Origin of the sequence: Actinomadura sp. 6K520, assembly GCF_004349245.1 — a bacterium.
GTDB lineage: Bacteria > Actinomycetota > Actinomycetes > Streptosporangiales > Streptosporangiaceae > Spirillospora.
Window position 1 is genome coordinate 1 of sequence record NZ_SMLC01000160.1, and the last position, 16,508, is coordinate 16,508.

Below are 16,508 nucleotides of genomic sequence, written 5' to 3' on the forward strand. Positions count from 1 at the left end.
ACCTTGTCGACGGTGGGGGCGGGGGCGGCGTGCTTGGGGGTGTACTTGGCCTCGACCTTGACCTTGGAGGGGTAGCCGAAGCCGACGACGGAGTCCATGTCGCGGGTCTTGCGCATGAGCTTGTAGCCGTCGGCGTTGCCCTCGATGGTGTGGAGGGTGCGGCCTTCGACCTTCTCGACGATGCCGACGTGGTCGATCCGGTCGATGTCCTTGGAGCCGTTCCAGTCGTAGAAGACGATGGCGCCGGGTTCGGGTTCGCGGCCGAAGGCGTCGTGCTTGTCGAACCATTTGGCGTGGTCGACGGTGGCGGCGAACTGCCCGGCCTGCTCGGTGACCTCGGCCTTGTCGGCGGCCCAGGCGAGGAACATGTCGCACCAGGGGGCGGTCTTGAAGTAGTCGTCGCGGTCGCCGTCGACGTTCTCGGTCCACCAGTTGCCGAACTTGGTGTAACCGTCGCCCTTCTCGGTGTAGCCGAGTTCCTTCTTGGCGATGTCGAGCAGCTTCTTGCCGATCGGGTCCATCTCGCTCCCTGCCGTCGCGCTCGTCCGGGCAGGGTGGTGCCCGACCGGGGGGACGGAACGTGCCGCGTGACGTCCTGGCCTCCGTCACGTTCCAAGGTCACGTTCTGATCTCGACGGAATGTAGTCGAGGTAAAAGGTGCGCGGCAACCCGTTCCGTGGAATCGGTCAAAACGGACTACCTCAGAAGTAGCCCCTGGGTAGGACGGTCACGGGGCACGTTGCGGCCCGCAGGACCTTGAGCGCGACCTCGCCCAGGAAGACCCGGTGGGCGGCGGCGTCCTCGCTGGACGCGCAGACGAGGAGTTCGTCATCGGGCCAGTCGACGTCGTCCAGGGCGTCGGCGACGTCGTCGCCCTCGGCGAGGTCGGCGGAGACCTCCTCGGGGAGCAGTTCGGAGGAGTCCAGCGCGAGCCTGATGGCGAGGGCCAGGTCGTCGCGGAGCCGTTCGGCGCCGTCGTCCCCGCCGACGTCGCCGATGGCCAGCGTGACCAGGCGCAGCGGCACCTCCAGGCGCTCGGCGGCCTGCGCCGCGCGGATGACCGCGTCGTCGCACTGCGGCCGCCGGACGTACATGACCGTGATCCGGCCGAGGCCGTCGGGCGGGGTGTAGCCGGACGGGGCGAGCAGCACCGCCTCGGTCGCCGAGTGGAGCAGGTAATCCGCGGCGGCGCCGACGCCGATGCGGCCGCGGGCGCCGCCCTCGGGGGAGCCGACGACGATGAGGTCGGCGCCGATCCGGCTGGCGAGGACGGTGAGCCCGCGGGCCACACTGCGTCCCTCCTGGACGTGGAGGTCGGCGGGACGGCCCTCCAGGAGGTCGGTCACCTGGTCCAGCATCGTGCGGGCCTCGCCGGCGGCGGCGGGCGGGCCCGGCGGGTGCACGGTCGCCACGCTCAGCCGGCCGCCGGTGAGCGCGACGATCGCGGACGCCAGGTCGAGTGCCTCCCGGCCGCCCGCGTCGTTGACGTACCCGGCCAGGACGTGTTCCCCGATCATGCGTCCGGCGCTCCGCCGCGTCCCGTACGCCGCTCGCGCGGCCCGTCTTCGATCATGTGGTCCAGCATTCCCCCGAAACGGCGGATAAGACCAGAGGTGATTCGGATCAGATCGCCGTGTGGGCGAGCCAATGGTCCAGGAGGGACCGGTCGCCGGTCACCTCCACCTCGGCCTCGGCCGGGTCGAGACGGCGTGCGAGGACCAGCAGCAGGTCACGGACGGGCCCGCGCACGGTCACGTCCGCTTCCACCTCCGCGACCGCGGCGCCGTGCTCGAAGGCGGCGCCGCGGCCCTCCCGGGTGATCAGCCAGTCGTGCAGCGAGCGCTCCACCGGACACAGGCGCAACGTCTCTCCCCGCCCGCGCAGCTCGGCCAGCTCGGGTTTGTGTTCCGCCGCGGACACGCTCGACAGGAGCTCGAGGGACTCGGTGATCGCGTCGGCGGCGAGGCCGGCGTCCAGCGCGAACGGCGTTCCGGCGGTGAACGCCGCGTCCGCGTGGTGGACGGACGTCTCGTGCGTCATCCGCCGCAGCCACCTGCTGGTCGGCCACGTGCCGAGGAGGGGATGCTCGACCGTCCCGTCCGGGGCCGCCTCGAACGCGCCGATCAGCTGCTCCGCGCCGTCGCGCAGCCAGCCGCCCCATCCCCCCGGTTCGTCCGGGGCCGTGCGGGGCAGCGCTTTCACGACCTCGGTACCGCCCGTCCGGATCAGCTGGGTCGTCCATCGATGCGCGCCGCCGACGTGTCCGACCAGGTCCCGCAGCGTCCAGTCGGGACAGGTCGGTACGCGCGTGGAGGGGTCCTCCCGGGTGGCCGAGCCGGCCAGTCCGGCGGCGTGCTCGCGCAGCCCCTCCACCATGCGTGCGGTATCGAGCGCCTTCATGTCCTTGTCCCTTCCGCCGGTTCCAGAGCGTGGCCCTTAACGTAGGAACTCCAGCACGGTGGAGGTTCAAGTGGTTGTGAGGGACCGCACGCTCGCGGACGGCCGGCCGCCGGCAGGCGGCACGTCCGTGGGGATCGGTGACCTAGCGGCGTTGACGGGCGTGCCCGTGCGCACGATCCGGTTCTACTGCGACGAGGGCGTTCTCGAACCGTGGCGCAGTGCGGGCGGGCACCGGCGATTCGATCCTTCGGCCGCCGACCGGCTCCGCCTCGTCCGGCGGCTGCGCGCCCTCGGGCTCGGCCTGCCCGCCATCACGGCCGTCCTCGGCGGGGACCGCTCGCTGGCGGAGGCCGTCACCGCCGAACGCCGGGCGGTGGACGCCGAACTGTCCGCGCTCGCCTGGCGCCGCGCCTGCCTCCGGGCCGTCGAGGGCGCGGACCCCGCGGACCGGGCGGCGCGCCTCGATCTGCTCGCGGCGGTGCTGGACGGCGCCCCGGCCGCCCGCGACGTGCTCATGGGGTTCTGGCGGCGCCGCATCCTCGTGTCCCTGCCGAAGGAGGAGGTCGCCCGGTTTCTGGAGGCGAGCGTCCCGGAGCCGCCTGCGGATCCGGTGCCCGAGCAGGTCGTCGCCTATGCCGGGATGGTCGCGCTGGCGGGTGACCGGTCCCTGGTCGAGGAGGTGCGCGCACGGGGGAGGGTGAACGCCGAGCGGGTGGTGGACGAGCCGACGCTGATCGCGGGTCTCGGTGAGGCGATCGAGCTGGCCGCGCCGCTGGTGATCGAGGGGCGGGAGCCGGGCCCCGGGCCGGTCCTGGACCGTTTCGTCGCGGCGCACGCGCGGGGACGGGCCGAGCGTGACACGCCGCGGTTCCGGCGAACGCTGCTGCCCGCCGTCGCGATGGAGCAGGACCCGCGGCTCCGCCGGTACTGGTCCCTGTTCGGCGAGGTCACGGGAGAGCCGGCGACATCGGGGACGGTCAACACCTGGCTGATCGACTCGCTCGAACGCGACGTCGCCTGAGCGGCCGCCGCCGCCGAACGGACGGGCGTGGCGGCCGCGGCGTCCGCGCCGGAGGACGCCCAGGAATATGATCTCGGCTCGCGCCGTTCGGTAAGATGATTGAAAGTTCTACTATCTCGGAGGCCGGCATGCAGTTCGGAATCTTCTCGGTCGGCGACGTCACCCCCGATCCGACCACCGGACGCGTACCGTCCGAGGCGGAGCGGATCCAGGCCATGGTCAGGATCGCCCTCAAGACCGAAGAGGCCGGCCTGGACGTCTTCGCGACCGGCGAGCACCACAACCCGCCGTTCGTGCCGTCCTCCCCGACGACCATGCTCGGCTACATCGCGGCCCGCACCGAGCGGCTCGTCCTGTCCACCGCGACGACGCTGATCACCACCAACGACCCGGTGAAGATCGCCGAGGACTACGCGATGCTCCAGCACCTGGCCGACGGCCGGGTGGACCTGATGATGGGACGCGGCAACACCGCCCCCGTCTACCCCTGGTTCGGCAAGGACATCCGCGACGGCATCCCGCTCGCCATCGAGAACTACCACCTCCTGCACCGGCTCTGGCGCGAGGACGTCGTCGACTGGGAGGGCAGGTTCCGCACGCCGCTGCAGTCGTTCACCTCGACCCCGCGCCCGCTGGACGGCGTCCCGCCGTTCGTGTGGCACGGCTCGATCCGCAGCCCGGAGATCGCCGAGCAGGCCGCCTACTACGGCGACGGCTTCTTCGCCAACCACATCTTCTGGCCGAAGCACCACTTCCAGCGGCTGATCCGCCTGTACCGGCAGCGCTTCGAGCACTACGGCCACGGCTCCGCCGACCAGGCGATCGTCGGGCTCGGCGGGCAGGTGTTCATGCGGCGGAACTCCCAGGACGCGGTCCGCGAGTTCCGCCCCTACTTCGACAACGCCCCGGTCTACGGGCACGGCCCGTCGCTGGAGGAGTTCACCGCCGAGACGCCGCTCACGGTCGGGAGCCCGCAGCAGGTCATCGAGAAGACCCTCACGTTCCGCGACCACTTCGGCGACTACCAGCGCCAGCTCTTCCTGATGGACCACGCGGGGCTGCCGCTCAAGACCGTCCTGGAGCAGATCGACATGCTGGGAGAGGAGGTCGTGCCCGTGCTGCGCAAGGAGTTCGAGGCCCTGCGCCCTGCCCACGTCCCCGCCACCGCGCCCACCCACGCCTCCCGGGCCGCCGCGGAGCGCAAGAGCGCGGAGGAGGTCCGATGACGACGCTCGCCGTGATCTCCGCCGGTCTCGGGCAGCCGTCGTCGACGCGCATGCTCGCCGACCGGCTCGCGGCCGCGGCGGCGGACGCGCTCCGCGCCGGCGCCGGGACGGACGCCGCGATCGAGACGATCGAGCTGCGCGACCACGCGCACGCGATGGTCGACGCGACCCTCACGCACTTCCCGGCCGGGGAGTTCCGCACCGCCGTGGAGACGGTGACGAACGCCGACGGCCTCATCGCCGTGACGCCCGTCTTCAACGCCTCCTACAGCGGCCTGTTCAAGACGTTCTTCGACGTCCTGGAGCGCGGGTCCCTGGACGGCAGGCCGGTGCTGCTGGGCGCCACCGGCGGCACCGAGCGCCACTCGCTCGCCATCGACTACGCGATGCGCCCGCTGTTCGCCTACCTGCGCGCCGCCGTCGTCCCGACCGGCGTCTACGCGGCGGCCGAGGACTGGGGCGGCGCGGACGGTGCCGTCGAGGGGCTGGCGGAGCGCATCGACCGCGCCGGCCGCGAACTGGCCGCCCTCCTGGGCGACCGGCCCGCCCCGCGGAAGCCCGACCCGTACGAGAACCCCGTCTCCTTCGAGGAACTCCTGTCCGCGAGCGGCCGATAGTTTTTAAGGTTTGGCTTATATAAGCGGAGACTGTAGGTTGGGGCCGTGCACGCATTCGATGTGCTGGGTGATCCGGTACGGCGCCGGATCCTGGAACTGCTCGCCGACGGCGAGCGGTCCTCCGGGGAGGTGACGGCCGTCATCCGGGAGGAGTTCGGGATATCGCAGCCCGCCGTGTCGCAGCATCTGAAGGTGCTGCGGGACACCGGGTTCGCGGTCGTGCGCGCGGAGGGGACGCGGCGCCTGTACGCCGTCGACTCCGCGCCGCTGCGGGAGGTCGACGCGTGGCTCGACCGCTTCCGCCGGTTCTGGACGCCGCATTTCGACGCCCTGGCGACGGAGATCGCCCGGGGCAAGCGCGCACGCCGCCAGAACCGGGAGTGACAGGGAGCGAGCGAGCCATGGTCGAAGTGACGGGTCAGATCGACGCGGTCCGGCGCCGGGTCGGAGAGCGGGTGCTGGAAGCCGGTACGGCGCGGACCAGCACGGTCAGCCAGGTCTACGACACCGACGTCGAGGACCTCTGGGACGCGGTCACCACCGCCGAGCGCATCGGGCGCTGGTTCCTGCCCGTCTCCGGCGACCTCAGGACCGGTGGCCGCTACGCGCTGGAGGGCAACGCGAGCGGGACGATCGAGCGCTGCGACCCGCCCAAGGGCTTCTTCGCCACCTGGGAGTACGGCGGGATGACCAGCTGGATCGAGGTCCGGCTGTCCCCCGAGGAGGACGGCCGGGCGCGGCTCGAACTGGAGCACATCGCGCACGTCGACGACGACATGTGGGGCCAGTTCGGGCCCGCCGCCGTCGGCATCGGCTGGGACCAGGGGCTCCTCGGCCTGGCCCTGCACCTGTCGTCCGAGGGCGCACCCGGAGCGGAGGCCGGCCAGGAGTGGGCCATGTCGGACGAGGGCAGGGAGTTCACCCGGCAGAGCGGCGAGGCCTGGTACCGGGCCCACGTGGAGTCCGGCGCCGACGAGTCCGTCGCCCGCGCGTGCGCCGACCGCACCATCGCCGCCTACACCGGAAGCGCGGAATGACCGCCGACACCGTGACCGCCGCGTCCTGACGCCCGGCCGGGGGACACGCACCGGCGTTCCGGTTCCGCGACCGCCGGCTGGGCAAGAATGACCAGGTGGACGTCCGGGTGGGCGTCCGCGTCGAGGGGATCGTGCAGGGTGTCGGGTTCCGCCCTTTCGTGCACGGGCTCGCGACCGGCCTCGGGCTCTCCGGACTGGTCGGCAACGACGCGGGCGGCGTGTTCATCGAGGTCGAGGGGGCGCCCGGCGCGGTCGGGCGGTTCCTGGACGGCCTGCGCACGGGCCCGCCCCGGCTGGCCGTCGTGGACCGCGTCACCACCCGCGACCTGGAAACGCGGGGACGCGGCGGCTTCGCCATCGTGGACAGCGCCGCCACGGGCGGCGAGGCGCCGGGGGAGGGCCGCGCGCTGGTGTCCTGGGACTCGGCGACCTGCGACGACTGCCTCCGCGAACTGCACGACCCGGCCGACCGGCGGTACCGCTACCCGTTCATCAACTGCACCGGCTGCGGGCCGCGCTTCACGATCGTGACGGACGTCCCCTACGACCGTCCCCGCACGACCATGGCGGGGTTCGCGATGTGCGGCCCGTGCGCCGCCGAGTACGCGGACCCCGCCGACCGGCGGTTCCACGCCCAGCCGGTGTGCTGCCCGGCCTGCGGCCCGTCCCCGGCCCTGCTGCCGGCCGCCGCGCCGCCGGACGACCCGGTCGCCGCCGCGCGGGCGCTGCTCGCGGACGGCGCCGTCCTCGCCGTCAAGGGACTGGGCGGCTACCACCTGGCGGCGCGGGCGGCGGACGAGGGCGCGGTCGCCGCGCTGCGCGCCCGCAAGCACCGCGCGGCGAAGCCGTTCGCCGTCATGGTCCCGGACATGGCGGCCGCCCGCGCGCTCTGCGTCATCGACGCGGCCGAGGAGGGGCTGCTCACCGGTCCCCGGCGGCCGATCGTCCTGGCGCGCCGCCGCCCCGCCGCGCCCCTCGCCGCCGCCGTCGCGCCGGGCAACGCGGCGCTCGGCCTCATGCTGCCCTACACCCCGCTCCACCACCTGCTCGTCACCGAACCGCTGGTCATGACCAGCGGAAACGTGTCCGACGAGCCGATCGTCCACCGCGACGACGACGCCCTGAAACGGCTCGACGGCATCGCCGACGCGTTCCTGGTCCACGACCGCCCGATCCACACCCCGGCCGACGACTCGGTGGTCCGGGTCTTCCGCGGCCGCCCGCTGCCGGTGCGGCGGTCCCGCGGCTACGCGCCCGAGCCCGTGCCGATCCCGGCGGGACCCCCCGTCCTGGCGTGCGGGGCCGAGCTCAAGAACACCTTCTGCCTGACCCGCGACGGCCAGGCGTTCCTCTCCCACCACATCGGCGACCTGGAGAACTACGAGACCCTCCGCGCCTACGAGGACGGCATCGCCCATTTCCGGCGGCTGTTCGACGTCACGCCCGAACTGCTCGCCCACGATCCGCATCCCGAGTACCTGTCGACCAAGTACGCGCTGGAGCAGCACCTTCCTGTGATCGCCGTCCAGCACCACCACGCGCACATCGCGTCCTGCCTCGCCGACAACGGCGTGCCCGGCCCGGTCATCGGCGTCGCGTTCGACGGCACGGGCTTCGGGACGGACGGCACCCTCTGGGGCGGCGAGTTCCTCGTCGCCGACCTGCACGGCTTCGAGCGCGCCGGGCACCTGGAGCCGGTGCCGATGCCGGGCGGCGCGGCGGCGGTCCGCGAACCGTGGCGGATGGCGGCCGCGTACGGCGTCCCGGACGACCTGCCGGTCGCCCGCCGGCCCGGCTGGGACACGGTCGCCGCCATGGCCCGCCGCCGTGTGAACGCGCCGCTCACCTCCAGCATGGGCCGCCTGTTCGACGCCGTCGCGGCGGTCCTCGGCGTCCGCGACCGCGTCCACTACGAGGGCCAGGCCGCCATCGAGCTGGAGCAGCGCGCCGACCCGTCCGAACCCGCCGCCTACCGGGCGTCCATCAACGGCACGGACCGCTTCACGGTGACCGGCGCGGACCTGGTCGAGGCCGTGGTCGCCGACGTGCGCGCGAACGTCCCCGTCCCGCTGATCGCCGCGAGGTTCCACAACGCCGCGGCGGCCCTGGTCGTGGACGCCGCGACCCGCATCCGGGACACCACCGGTCTGGGCACGGTCGCGTTGTCCGGCGGCGTCTTCCAGAACATGTTCCTTCTGGAACGCGCGGTATCCGGCCTCACCGACGCCGGCTTCGACGTGCTCACCCACCACCGGGTCCCACCCAACGACGGTGGCATAAGCCTCGGCCAAGCCGCCGTGGCCACGGCGCAGTTCACCTGAACGAGCCCGTGGGACCCGTCCGGCACGGCATGATCGCCGGATGGCGGATGAGACGGCGGACGGATGGGGCGAGCCGCGGGATGCCGGGCCGCGGTCCTGGCGGGTCCGGCGCTGGGCGGCTCCGGTCGCGATGGCGCTGTCGGTCGCGGCCTCCATCGGCGCGGTGCAGCTGCTGGCCGGTGAGCCCGCGGCGTCCGGGACGCCCGACGGCCCCGCGGGAAAGCCGCGCTTCCTGCTCTCGGTGGGGCGCATGGGCCATCCGTCGCAGCAGAGCGGACCGGAACCGTGGTTGCAGGTGCGTACGCTCCAGCAGGATCGCGTGGACCGCGTGGTCGACACGGTCCGGCCGCCCTCCCCATCCGCTGGTCGGGCGCGAGAGCTCGTCGCCGGGCCCGATGGCGACTTCCTCGCCGTCTCCTCACGTGATGAGCCGTGCGAGGCGCGTCTCCACCGCTTCGGTCTCACCGGCGACGGCCATGTGACCGGGATCGAGCCGCTACCGGGGGGTGTCGTCCCGTCCCGCGTCGCGGGGCTCGCGATCAGTCCGGACGGTGACCGGGTCGCCTACACGACGGCCCCTTGCGGCGATGAGGCGCAGCCACGCGCCACCCTGACCGTTCGCGATCTCGAATCGGGCGACCTCCGCACCTGGAGCACAGCCGGTCCGGCCATCATCGGAGAGATCGTTTGGGCCGCCGACAACCGCACCGTCGGTTACACCATCGGTGACGTCCAGCCGGGCGGACCTTCCGCGGCATTGCCGGGGATGGCCGGACGCGACATCAGGAACGTCGCCGTGCACGCGCTCGACTCCGAGATCGAAGGTGCGGACCTGCGCGACGGCCGTGTGCTTTTCCGGCAGCCGGACGGCACCGGGAACGTGAGCGGCGCCGTCATGGACCTGGACGGCCGCACCGGTTACGGCGTGCTGAAGAAGGGCGAACCCCCGGACACCATCTTCTTCGCCTTCGCCGAGGGCGAGCCGATGCGGGTCACCGAGACGATCCCCGGCAAGCCGAACACCGTGCACCTCGTCGCCCTCTCCAGCGACGACCGGCCCCGGTATGCCTGCCTGGGCGGCGTCGACTCCTTCGGGAGGGCGAGCACGGGCCATTTCATGGCAGCGAACCACGGTCACCATAATTGCGGTACGACCTACGCATACTGACCTGGCCGGGCGGCCACCGGGCCTAGACGGCAACCGGGCCTAGACGGTCAGTGGCGCCGGAGGATCGGTCCCGCGGGCGGAGGCGTCGGACCTCAGCCGGGGCGAGGTCACGGATTTGTCACGGGGAAGGTTTCGCCGAGCCCGCCATTGACACTGTTCCGCAAACGTTTTCATACTCGTCGCCATGAGCGCGGACAGCACCCGGGCCTCGATCCGGGCCGTGGCGAGCCTCGCGGGGGTCTCGCCGTCGACGGTCTCGCGCGCGCTGAACTCCCCGGAGCTCGTGAACGCCGAGACCCGGCGCCGCGTGCTCGAATGCGCCGAGCGGCTCGGCTACCAGCCGAACCGCGCGGCGCAGTCGCTGGTCCTCGGGCGGACCCGCAACGTCGGGCTGATCGTCCCCGACATCGCCAACCCGTTCTTCGCGCCGTTCATCAAGGGCGTGGAGGCGTACTTCAGGGACACCGAGTACGCGGTGTTCCTGGCCGACACCGACGAGGACACGGCGACCGAGGTCAGGCTGGCCGAGGCGATGGTCGAGCGGGTGGACGGGCTGATCCTGTGCGCCCCCCGCATGTCGGGGACGCGGCTGCGCGCCATCGCGGCCAAGACCACCGTGGTCCTCGCCAACCGGACGAGCCGCGCGGCGCCGTCGATCCTGCAGGACTTCCAGCCCGGCATGGACCAGGCGGTCGCGCACGTCCACGCGCTCGGCCACCGGCGGTGCGCGTACCTGTCCGGCCCGGCGAACTCCTGGTCGAACCGGCAGCGGCGCAGGTTCCTCGGCGCCGCCTGCGCGGAGCGCGGCATCGAGCTGGTCGACCTCGGCCCGTACGAGCCGCGGTTCAGCGACGGTTTCCGGGCCGCGGACGAGGTGCTCGCCGCCGGCGTCTCCGCGGCCTTCGCCTACAACGACCTGGTCGCGCTCGGGGTGCTGTCGCGGGTCACCGCGCGGGGCGTCCCCGTGCCGAACGAGCCCGGCGGGCGAGGGCTCAGCATCGTCGGCTTCGACGACATCCCGATGGCGTCCATGACCAACCCCCCTCTCACCACGGTGGCCATCCCCGTGCACGCGGTGTCGCGGGCGGCGGCCGCCACCATGCACTCGATGCTCGACCCCGGGGTGCCGAAGGCGCCTCCCCTGCCGCCGGCCGCGGAGCTGGCGACCCGACTCCTCATCCGAGGCACCACCGGGCCGGTGTGAGCACGGCCCGGCGACCGGGACCACAACGTCCTGCCAGGAGGACCCACCCCATGAGAACTCCTCGATCCGCCCTGCTGACCCTCGCGACCGCCGCCGGCCTGCTGCTCGCCGGATGCGGCGCGCCCGGCTCGGACGGCGGCGGCGCGGCAGAGCCGTCCGCCGCGGACGTGCGGCTGCCGGCCAAGGCCGTCACGCTGAACATCATCGACGTCGCCGGGAACCTGCAGCTCACCGAGCAGATCTTCGAGAACTACCGGAAGGAGCACCCGGAGCTCATCAGCAAGATCACCTACACGAAGGCGACGTCGCCGGAGCTGGCCGGCAAGGTCAAGGCCCAGCAGGACGCCGGGCGGCTCGACATCGACCTCGTGCTGACCGGCACCGACGGCCTGTCCGCCGGGCTGGAGCAGGGGCTGTGGGTCGATCTTCTCGGCAAGTACTCCGACAAGCTTCCCGACCTGAAGTCGCAGTACCTGGAGCCGGCGTCCAAGATGCAGGACCTGGCGCAGGGCCAGGGCGTGGTCGTCACCTACTACCCGTCCGGCCCGCTGCTGGAGTACAACCCCAAGGCGGTGTCCGACCCGCCCTCGACGGCGGATGAGCTACTGGAGTGGGCCAAGGCCAACCCCAAGAAGCTGATGTATGCGCGTCCGTCCAACTCGGGGCCGGGCAGGACGTGGCTGATGGGCCTTCCCTACATCCTCGGCGACTCCGACCCCATGGACCCGGAGAACGGGTGGGACAAGACCTGGAAGTACCTCAAGGACCTCGACCAGTACATCGAGTACTACCCGAGCGGCACCACGCAGACGATGCAGGAGCTCGGTGAGGGCTCCCGCGACATCATCGTCAGCACCACCGGCTGGGACATCAACCCGCGCGTGCTCGGCCAGGTGCCGAAGGACGTCCAGGTCCAGGCGCTGGACGGCTTCACCTGGGTCACCGACGCGCACTACATGGTCGTCCCCAAGGGCGTGTCCGGTGAGAAGCTCGCCGTGCTGCTCGACCTGATGAAGTTCTCGCTGCAGCCGCAGCAGCAGGCGATCACCTTCGACAAGGGCTACTTCTACCCCGGCCCGGCGATCCAGGGCGTGACGCTGGACATGGCGCCGGCCGAGAGCCGGCAGGCGATCAAGGAATACGGGCGGCCCGAGTACGACAGGCTGATCGCCGACCACCCGAAGGCCCCGCCGCTCGACGCCAAGGCCCTCGTCGCCGCGTTCGACCGCTGGGACCGGGAGATCGGCGGCCAGAAGGTCAAGAAGCAGTGACGGCGGAGACCGTGCTGGAGAAGGAGTCGCGTGCGGCGTTCGGGCACCTGCGCCTGGACGGGGTGACCCGCCGGTTCGGCAGGGCGACCGCGCTGAGCCGCTTCGATCTGCGGATCGAGGGCGGTGAGTTCATCGCCCTGCTCGGGCCGTCCGGGTGCGGCAAGTCGACGGCGCTGAACTGCCTGGCCGGGCTGCTGCCCCTCTCCGACGGCGAGATCCGGCTGGACGGGCAGCGCATCGACACGCTGCCGCCGGAGCGGCGCGGGTTCGGGATGGTGTTCCAGAACTACGCGCTCTTCCCGCACCTGTCCGTCCGCAAGAACGTCGCGTTCGGCCTGTCGGTCCGGCGGGTCGGCAAGGCGGAGACGGCCCGGCGGGTGGCCGAGGCGCTGCGGACGGTCGAGCTGACCGAGCACACGGACAAGCTGCCAGGCCAGCTGTCGGGCGGGCAGCAGCAGCGGGTGGCGATCGCCCGCGCGATCGTGCTGCGGCCGAAGCTCGTGCTGATGGACGAGCCGCTGTCCAACCTGGACGCCAAGCTGCGCGTCCAGATGCGCACCGAGATCCGCCGCATCCACCAGGACCTCGGCCTGACGACCGTGTACGTGACGCACGACCAGGAGGAGGCGCTCGCGCTCGCCGACCGTGTCGTGGTGCTGCGCTCCGGCGAGGTCGAGCAGATCGGGACGCCGGAGGAGGTCTACACCCACCCCGCCAGCGCCTACATCGCCGGGTTCATGGGCTACCGGAACCTGCTGGAGCTGCCCGTCCTCGCGAACGGCGGACAAGAAGGCGGCGGACAAGAAGGCGGCGGACAGGAAGGCGGGGGCCGGGTGACGGTCGGGGACGAGGCCGGTCTCGTGCTGACCGGGGTGGCCCGGCAGCCGGTCACGGGCCCGCGGGCGGTCGCGGCCGTCCGCCCCGAGGACTTCCGCGTCGCCGGGCCGCCCGGCTCTGCGGCGGGGGAGAACGTCGTGACGGTCCGGGTGGAGGTGTCGGAGTTCCACGGGCGCGAGGTCGCCGCCGAGGGCGTGACGGACGACGGCCGCGTCGTCCACTTCCGCTCGCCGGAGCGGATCGCGCCGGGGGAGAGGGTCGCGCTGACCGTGGCGCCCGAACGCGTCCTCGTGTTCGGGGAGAGCGTGCAGGACGCGGCGGCGGCGTTCGAGGACCCCGCCGCCGCCGGGATCGGGGCGCGCGATGGCGGTTGAGGCCCCCGCGCGCCCCCCGAAGGCGCCGGTGCCGCGGCGCAGCGGTCTGCGGCACCGGCTCGCCGAACGCGGCGTCGACCGGGTGCTGCTCCTGCTCGTGCCCGCGGTCCTGGTCGTCGGGCTGCTGTTCGTCTACCCGATGCTGTACGGGGTCGGCCTGTCGCTGCAGCCCAAGGACGGCGGCGGCCCCCTCGGCAACTACACCGGATTCTTCGAGGACCCCTACGAGCGGAGCACCGTCTGGAAGACGCTCCGGCTCGCCGTCCCCGCCGCGCTGATCAACGTCGGCGCGTCGGTGCCGATCGCGTACCGGCTGCGCGGGAGGTTCCGGGGGCGGCGGCTGCTGACGGCGGCGCTGGTCCTGCCGGTGACGCTCGGCACCGTCCTCGTCGCGGACGGGCTGCTGCGCTACCTCGGCCCCAAGGGCTGGTTCAACCGGGTGCTGCTCGACATCGGGCTCGTCGACGAGCCCGTCCGGCTGATCTACAACTACTGGGGCGTGCTGTTCTCCCTGATCATCACCGGGTTCCCGTTCGCGTTCCTGCTGGTGCTCGCCTACATGTCGGGGATCGACCCGACGCTGGAGCGGGCCGCGGCCACGCTCGGCGCCGGACCCTGGCAGCGGATGCGGCGGATCGTCCTGCCGCTGCTGGCGCCGGGGCTGGCCACCACGTTCGTGCTCACGTTCGTGCTGGCGTTCTCGGTGTTCCCGTCCGCGAGCCTCGTCGGCGAACCGGCGGGGGAGACGCGGGTGATGGCGATCGCGGCCTACCAGGCGGCGTTCGAGAAGTACGACTACTCGATGGCCTCGACCATCGCCGTGCTGATGGGCGTGTTCGAGCTGCTCGTCATCTCGGTCACGCTGCTGCTGCGCGGCCGCCTGTACACCGGGCCCGCGACGGGAGGTAAGGGATCATGACGGCCACCACCGCGTCCCCGGCCGGGCGCAGGCCGCTGCCGAAGGGCCGGCCCGGGGCCTGGTTCGTCTGGGCGGCTGTCGCGTTCTTCCTGTTCAACCTGGCCGCGCTGATCCTCTCCGTGGTGGTCAACTCGTTCGGCACCAGGTGGTTCGGCGGGTGGCTGCCGGAGAGCTTCACCACCGCCTGGTACGCCAGCGCCTGGGAGGAGTTCGCGCTCGGCGAGGTGCTGTCGGTGACGCTGCAGATCACGCTCGTCGTGGTGGCGCTGTCGCTGCTGATCGGCGTGCCCGCCGGGTACGCGCTGGCGCGGCGCGACTTCCCCGGCAAGCGGGTCGTGATGTTCCTGCTGCTGCTGCCGGTGCTGCTCCCGCCGATCACCTACGGCATCCCGCTCGCCACCGTCCTGTACAAGGTGCACCTGGCCGGGACGATGACGGGCGTCATCGCGGCGAACCTCGTGCCGGCGCTGCCGTTCGTCATCCTCGTCATGACCCCGTTCGTCGAGCAGATCGACACCAATGTGGAGTCGGCGGCGCGGATGTGCGGCGCCCGCACCCGGCAGGTGTTCGCGCGGGTGCTGGTGCCGCTGCTGCTGCCCGGCATCCTCGCCGCCGGGATACTGGTCCTGGTGCGGACCGTCGCGATGTTCGAGCTGACCTTCCTGGTCGCCGACGCCGACAGCCAGACGCTGATCGTCGCGCTGTACAGCGCCGCGTTCACGCCGGGAATCCGTGCCGCGCAGGCCATCGACGCGATGGCCGTGATCTACATGGCGCTGTCCGCGCTGCTCCTGATCATCGCGCTGATGTTCGTCAACCCGACACAGATCGTCGCCCAGGTGAGAGAGGCTCCCAGAGAATGATGCCCACGCATCTCTTCGTCGGCCGGACCCGAGCGGGTGCGACCCCATGAGCGGGGTGCGGTTCGACTTCAGCGGGGAGCGGGTGCTGGTCACCGGCGCCGCGGGACTCATCGGCCGCGCGCTGGTGCACCGCTTCGCGGACGCCGGCGCGGAGGTGCTCGCCGTGGACGTGGACGCCGAGGGGCTCAAGGTCTTCGACGGCCTGCCGCGGGTCGCCGCGATGCCCGGGGACCTGGCCCGCGAGGACGTCGCCGACGCCGTGTTCGAGCGGCTGCGCCGGGACGGCGGTGGCCTGGACGTGCTGGTGAACAACGCCGCGATGACCGAGCTGCGCACCCCGTTCATCGACATCGGCGCGGATGTCTGGGACGCGGTGATCGCCGCGAACCTGCGTTCGGCGTACCTGCTGTCGGTGCGCGCCGTGCGGTACTGGCGCGACCACGGGCGCGGCGGCGTGATCGTCTCCATGTCGTCGCCCGGGGGCTCCCGCGCGCACGAGGACCAGAGCGCCTACGACGTGTCCAAGGCGGGCGTCGAGGCCCTCAGCCGCGCGATCGCGGTGGAGCTCGGCGGTCTCGGCATCCGCGCCAACTGCGTCGCGCCGGCCAGTGTGGTCGGGGACGTGCGGCCCGCGGCCGACCTCCCGGCGGGCCGCACCACCGCGGCCGAGGAGGTCGCCGACGCGACGCTGTTCCTGGCGTCGCCGGCGGCGGCGCAGCTCAACGGGCATGTCCTGCGGGTGGACGGCGGCCTGCACGCGCGACTGCGCACCGATCCGTCCCAGGGCCGGCGGCGCGGCGGGTAGGCGCGGCGGGCCCTGGCGGGTCAGACGCGCCAGGAGCGGACGAGCTCGTCCAGCATGGTCCGGTCGTAGACGATGCCCTGCGCCGTCAGTTCCGCGGCGACGAGTTCGCCGTCGCCGTGGTGCTTGGCGAGCAGCCGGTACACCGCGTACGGGAACCAGTGGTTGTCGCTGATCCGCTGGATCTCGGCCTCGTCGCAGACGTGGCCCGCGGCCCTCACCTCGGCGAGCGTCCCGGCCACGTCGCCGTGGCGGCGTTCGAGGACGTCGATGACGAGGGCGCGCAGCGCTTCCGGGTCGCGCGCGGGGGAGGGGGCGGGCTGCTCGACGGCCACGCCGTAGTCACCGTGGCCGTTGAGGCCGCCGCGCGCGGCGGCGCTGACGACGGCCAGTTCGGGCTCGGGCTCCGGGACGGGAGCCTCGGCCGGCGCGGGGGCCGGGGCAGGGG

At 72.5% G+C, this 16,508-nt stretch carries 16 protein-coding genes and 1 pseudogene; 13 read left to right on the forward strand and 4 right to left on the reverse strand.

The window, feature by feature from the left end; genetic code table 11:
- From E1289_RS29855 to E1289_RS29865, 3 genes are all read right to left on the reverse strand, one after another.
- Window positions 1-521 (reverse strand): CHAP domain-containing protein (locus E1289_RS29855; RefSeq protein ID WP_131986121.1); only part of this gene is annotated, 521 nt, incomplete at its 3' end.
- A 180-nt stretch (window positions 522-701) separates the two neighbouring features.
- Complete coding sequence (locus tag E1289_RS29860; RefSeq protein ID WP_131986123.1) at window positions 702-1,517, reverse strand: universal stress protein; 816 nt, start codon at window positions 1,515-1,517, stop codon at window positions 702-704.
- 106 nt (window positions 1,518-1,623) lie between these two features.
- Window positions 1,624-2,400, reverse strand: a complete 777-nt coding sequence (locus E1289_RS29865; protein ID WP_131986125.1) for a maleylpyruvate isomerase N-terminal domain-containing protein — start codon at window positions 2,398-2,400, stop codon at window positions 1,624-1,626.
- A gap of 127 nt (window positions 2,401-2,527) precedes the next feature.
- On the opposite strand from E1289_RS29865, the gene E1289_RS29870 reads away from it, so the two are divergent.
- The 13 genes from E1289_RS29870 to E1289_RS29930 all read left to right on the forward strand — a co-directional run bounded on the left by E1289_RS29870 (window position 2,528) and on the right by E1289_RS29930 (window position 16,063).
- Window positions 2,528-3,421, forward strand: coding sequence for a MerR family transcriptional regulator (locus E1289_RS29870; protein ID WP_279488146.1), 894 nt, complete (start codon window positions 2,528-2,530; stop codon window positions 3,419-3,421).
- A 128-nt stretch (window positions 3,422-3,549) separates the two neighbouring features.
- A complete protein-coding gene (locus E1289_RS29875; protein ID WP_131986127.1) occupies window positions 3,550-4,647 on the forward strand; it encodes an LLM class flavin-dependent oxidoreductase in 1,098 nt (365 codons plus the stop codon).
- Entirely contained in the window at window positions 4,644-5,264 is a 621-nt protein-coding gene (locus E1289_RS29880) for an FMN reductase (RefSeq protein ID WP_131986129.1), read from the forward strand. The genes E1289_RS29875 and E1289_RS29880 overlap by 4 nt, the downstream gene beginning before the upstream one ends.
- Window positions 5,265-5,309: 45 nt before the next feature.
- Window positions 5,310-5,648, forward strand: coding sequence for a metalloregulator ArsR/SmtB family transcription factor (locus E1289_RS29885; protein WP_131986131.1), 339 nt, complete (start codon window positions 5,310-5,312; stop codon window positions 5,646-5,648).
- Window positions 5,649-5,665: 17 nt separating this feature from the next.
- The gene (locus tag E1289_RS29890) at window positions 5,666-6,301 is read left to right on the forward strand and encodes an SRPBCC family protein (protein WP_131986133.1); all 636 of its coding nucleotides are present in this window, start codon (window positions 5,666-5,668) and stop codon (window positions 6,299-6,301) included.
- A gap of 95 nt (window positions 6,302-6,396) precedes the next feature.
- Window positions 6,397-8,622 carry a carbamoyltransferase HypF gene (gene hypF, locus E1289_RS29895; protein WP_243713238.1) on the forward strand — a complete coding sequence of 742 codons (2,226 nt, stop codon included), beginning with the start codon at window positions 6,397-6,399 and terminating at the stop codon, window positions 8,620-8,622.
- Between the two features lie 130 nt (window positions 8,623-8,752).
- A complete protein-coding gene (locus E1289_RS29900; protein ID WP_131986135.1) occupies window positions 8,753-9,790 on the forward strand; it encodes a hypothetical protein in 1,038 nt (345 codons plus the stop codon).
- 184 nt (window positions 9,791-9,974) lie between these two features.
- Window positions 9,975-10,994 (forward strand): LacI family DNA-binding transcriptional regulator, encoded by a 1,020-nt coding sequence (locus tag E1289_RS29905; RefSeq protein WP_131986137.1) that lies wholly within the window; start codon window positions 9,975-9,977, stop codon window positions 10,992-10,994.
- 50 nt (window positions 10,995-11,044) lie between these two features.
- On the forward strand, window positions 11,045-12,265 hold the full coding sequence (locus E1289_RS29910; RefSeq protein WP_131986139.1) for an extracellular solute-binding protein: 1,221 nt from the start codon (window positions 11,045-11,047) through the stop codon (window positions 12,263-12,265).
- Window positions 12,262-13,476, forward strand: a complete 1,215-nt coding sequence (locus tag E1289_RS29915; protein WP_207929240.1) for an ABC transporter ATP-binding protein — start codon at window positions 12,262-12,264, stop codon at window positions 13,474-13,476. The genes E1289_RS29910 and E1289_RS29915 overlap by 4 nt, the downstream gene beginning before the upstream one ends.
- The gene (locus E1289_RS29920; protein ID WP_131986141.1) at window positions 13,466-14,395 is read left to right on the forward strand and encodes a sugar ABC transporter permease; all 930 of its coding nucleotides are present in this window, start codon (window positions 13,466-13,468) and stop codon (window positions 14,393-14,395) included. The genes E1289_RS29915 and E1289_RS29920 overlap by 11 nt, the downstream gene beginning before the upstream one ends.
- Window positions 14,392-15,258: an ABC transporter permease subunit gene (locus E1289_RS29925; RefSeq protein WP_131986143.1), complete on the forward strand. Its 867-nt coding sequence runs from the start codon at window positions 14,392-14,394 to the stop codon at window positions 15,256-15,258. The genes E1289_RS29920 and E1289_RS29925 overlap by 4 nt, the downstream gene beginning before the upstream one ends.
- Before the next feature lie 46 nt (window positions 15,259-15,304).
- Entirely contained in the window at window positions 15,305-16,063 is a 759-nt protein-coding gene (locus E1289_RS29930) for an SDR family oxidoreductase (protein WP_131986145.1), read from the forward strand.
- 20 nt (window positions 16,064-16,083) lie between these two features.
- On the opposite strand, the pseudogene E1289_RS38480 reads toward E1289_RS29930, so the two are convergent.
- Window positions 16,084-16,508: pseudogene (locus E1289_RS38480) on the reverse strand (hypothetical protein); the annotation flags it as partial.

Coding starts and splice junctions, on each gene's coding strand:
- E1289_RS29865 (WP_131986125.1), bottom strand. CDS start 2,400: ATGAAGGCGCTCGATACCGCACGCATGGTGGAGGGGCTGCGCGAGCAC.
- E1289_RS29860 (WP_131986123.1), bottom strand. CDS start 1,517: ATGATCGGGGAACACGTCCTGGCCGGGTACGTCAACGACGCGGGCGGC.
- E1289_RS29920 (WP_131986141.1), top strand. CDS start 13,466: ATGGCGGTTGAGGCCCCCGCGCGCCCCCCGAAGGCGCCGGTGCCGCGG.
- E1289_RS29905 (WP_131986137.1), top strand. CDS start 9,975: ATGAGCGCGGACAGCACCCGGGCCTCGATCCGGGCCGTGGCGAGCCTC.
- E1289_RS29900 (WP_131986135.1), top strand. CDS start 8,753: ATGGCGCTGTCGGTCGCGGCCTCCATCGGCGCGGTGCAGCTGCTGGCC.
- E1289_RS29910 (WP_131986139.1), top strand. CDS start 11,045: ATGAGAACTCCTCGATCCGCCCTGCTGACCCTCGCGACCGCCGCCGGC.
- E1289_RS29880 (WP_131986129.1), top strand. CDS start 4,644: ATGACGACGCTCGCCGTGATCTCCGCCGGTCTCGGGCAGCCGTCGTCG.
- E1289_RS29930 (WP_131986145.1), top strand. CDS start 15,305: ATGAGCGGGGTGCGGTTCGACTTCAGCGGGGAGCGGGTGCTGGTCACC.
- E1289_RS29925 (WP_131986143.1), top strand. CDS start 14,392: ATGACGGCCACCACCGCGTCCCCGGCCGGGCGCAGGCCGCTGCCGAAG.
- E1289_RS29875 (WP_131986127.1), top strand. CDS start 3,550: ATGCAGTTCGGAATCTTCTCGGTCGGCGACGTCACCCCCGATCCGACC.
- E1289_RS29890 (WP_131986133.1), top strand. CDS start 5,666: ATGGTCGAAGTGACGGGTCAGATCGACGCGGTCCGGCGCCGGGTCGGA.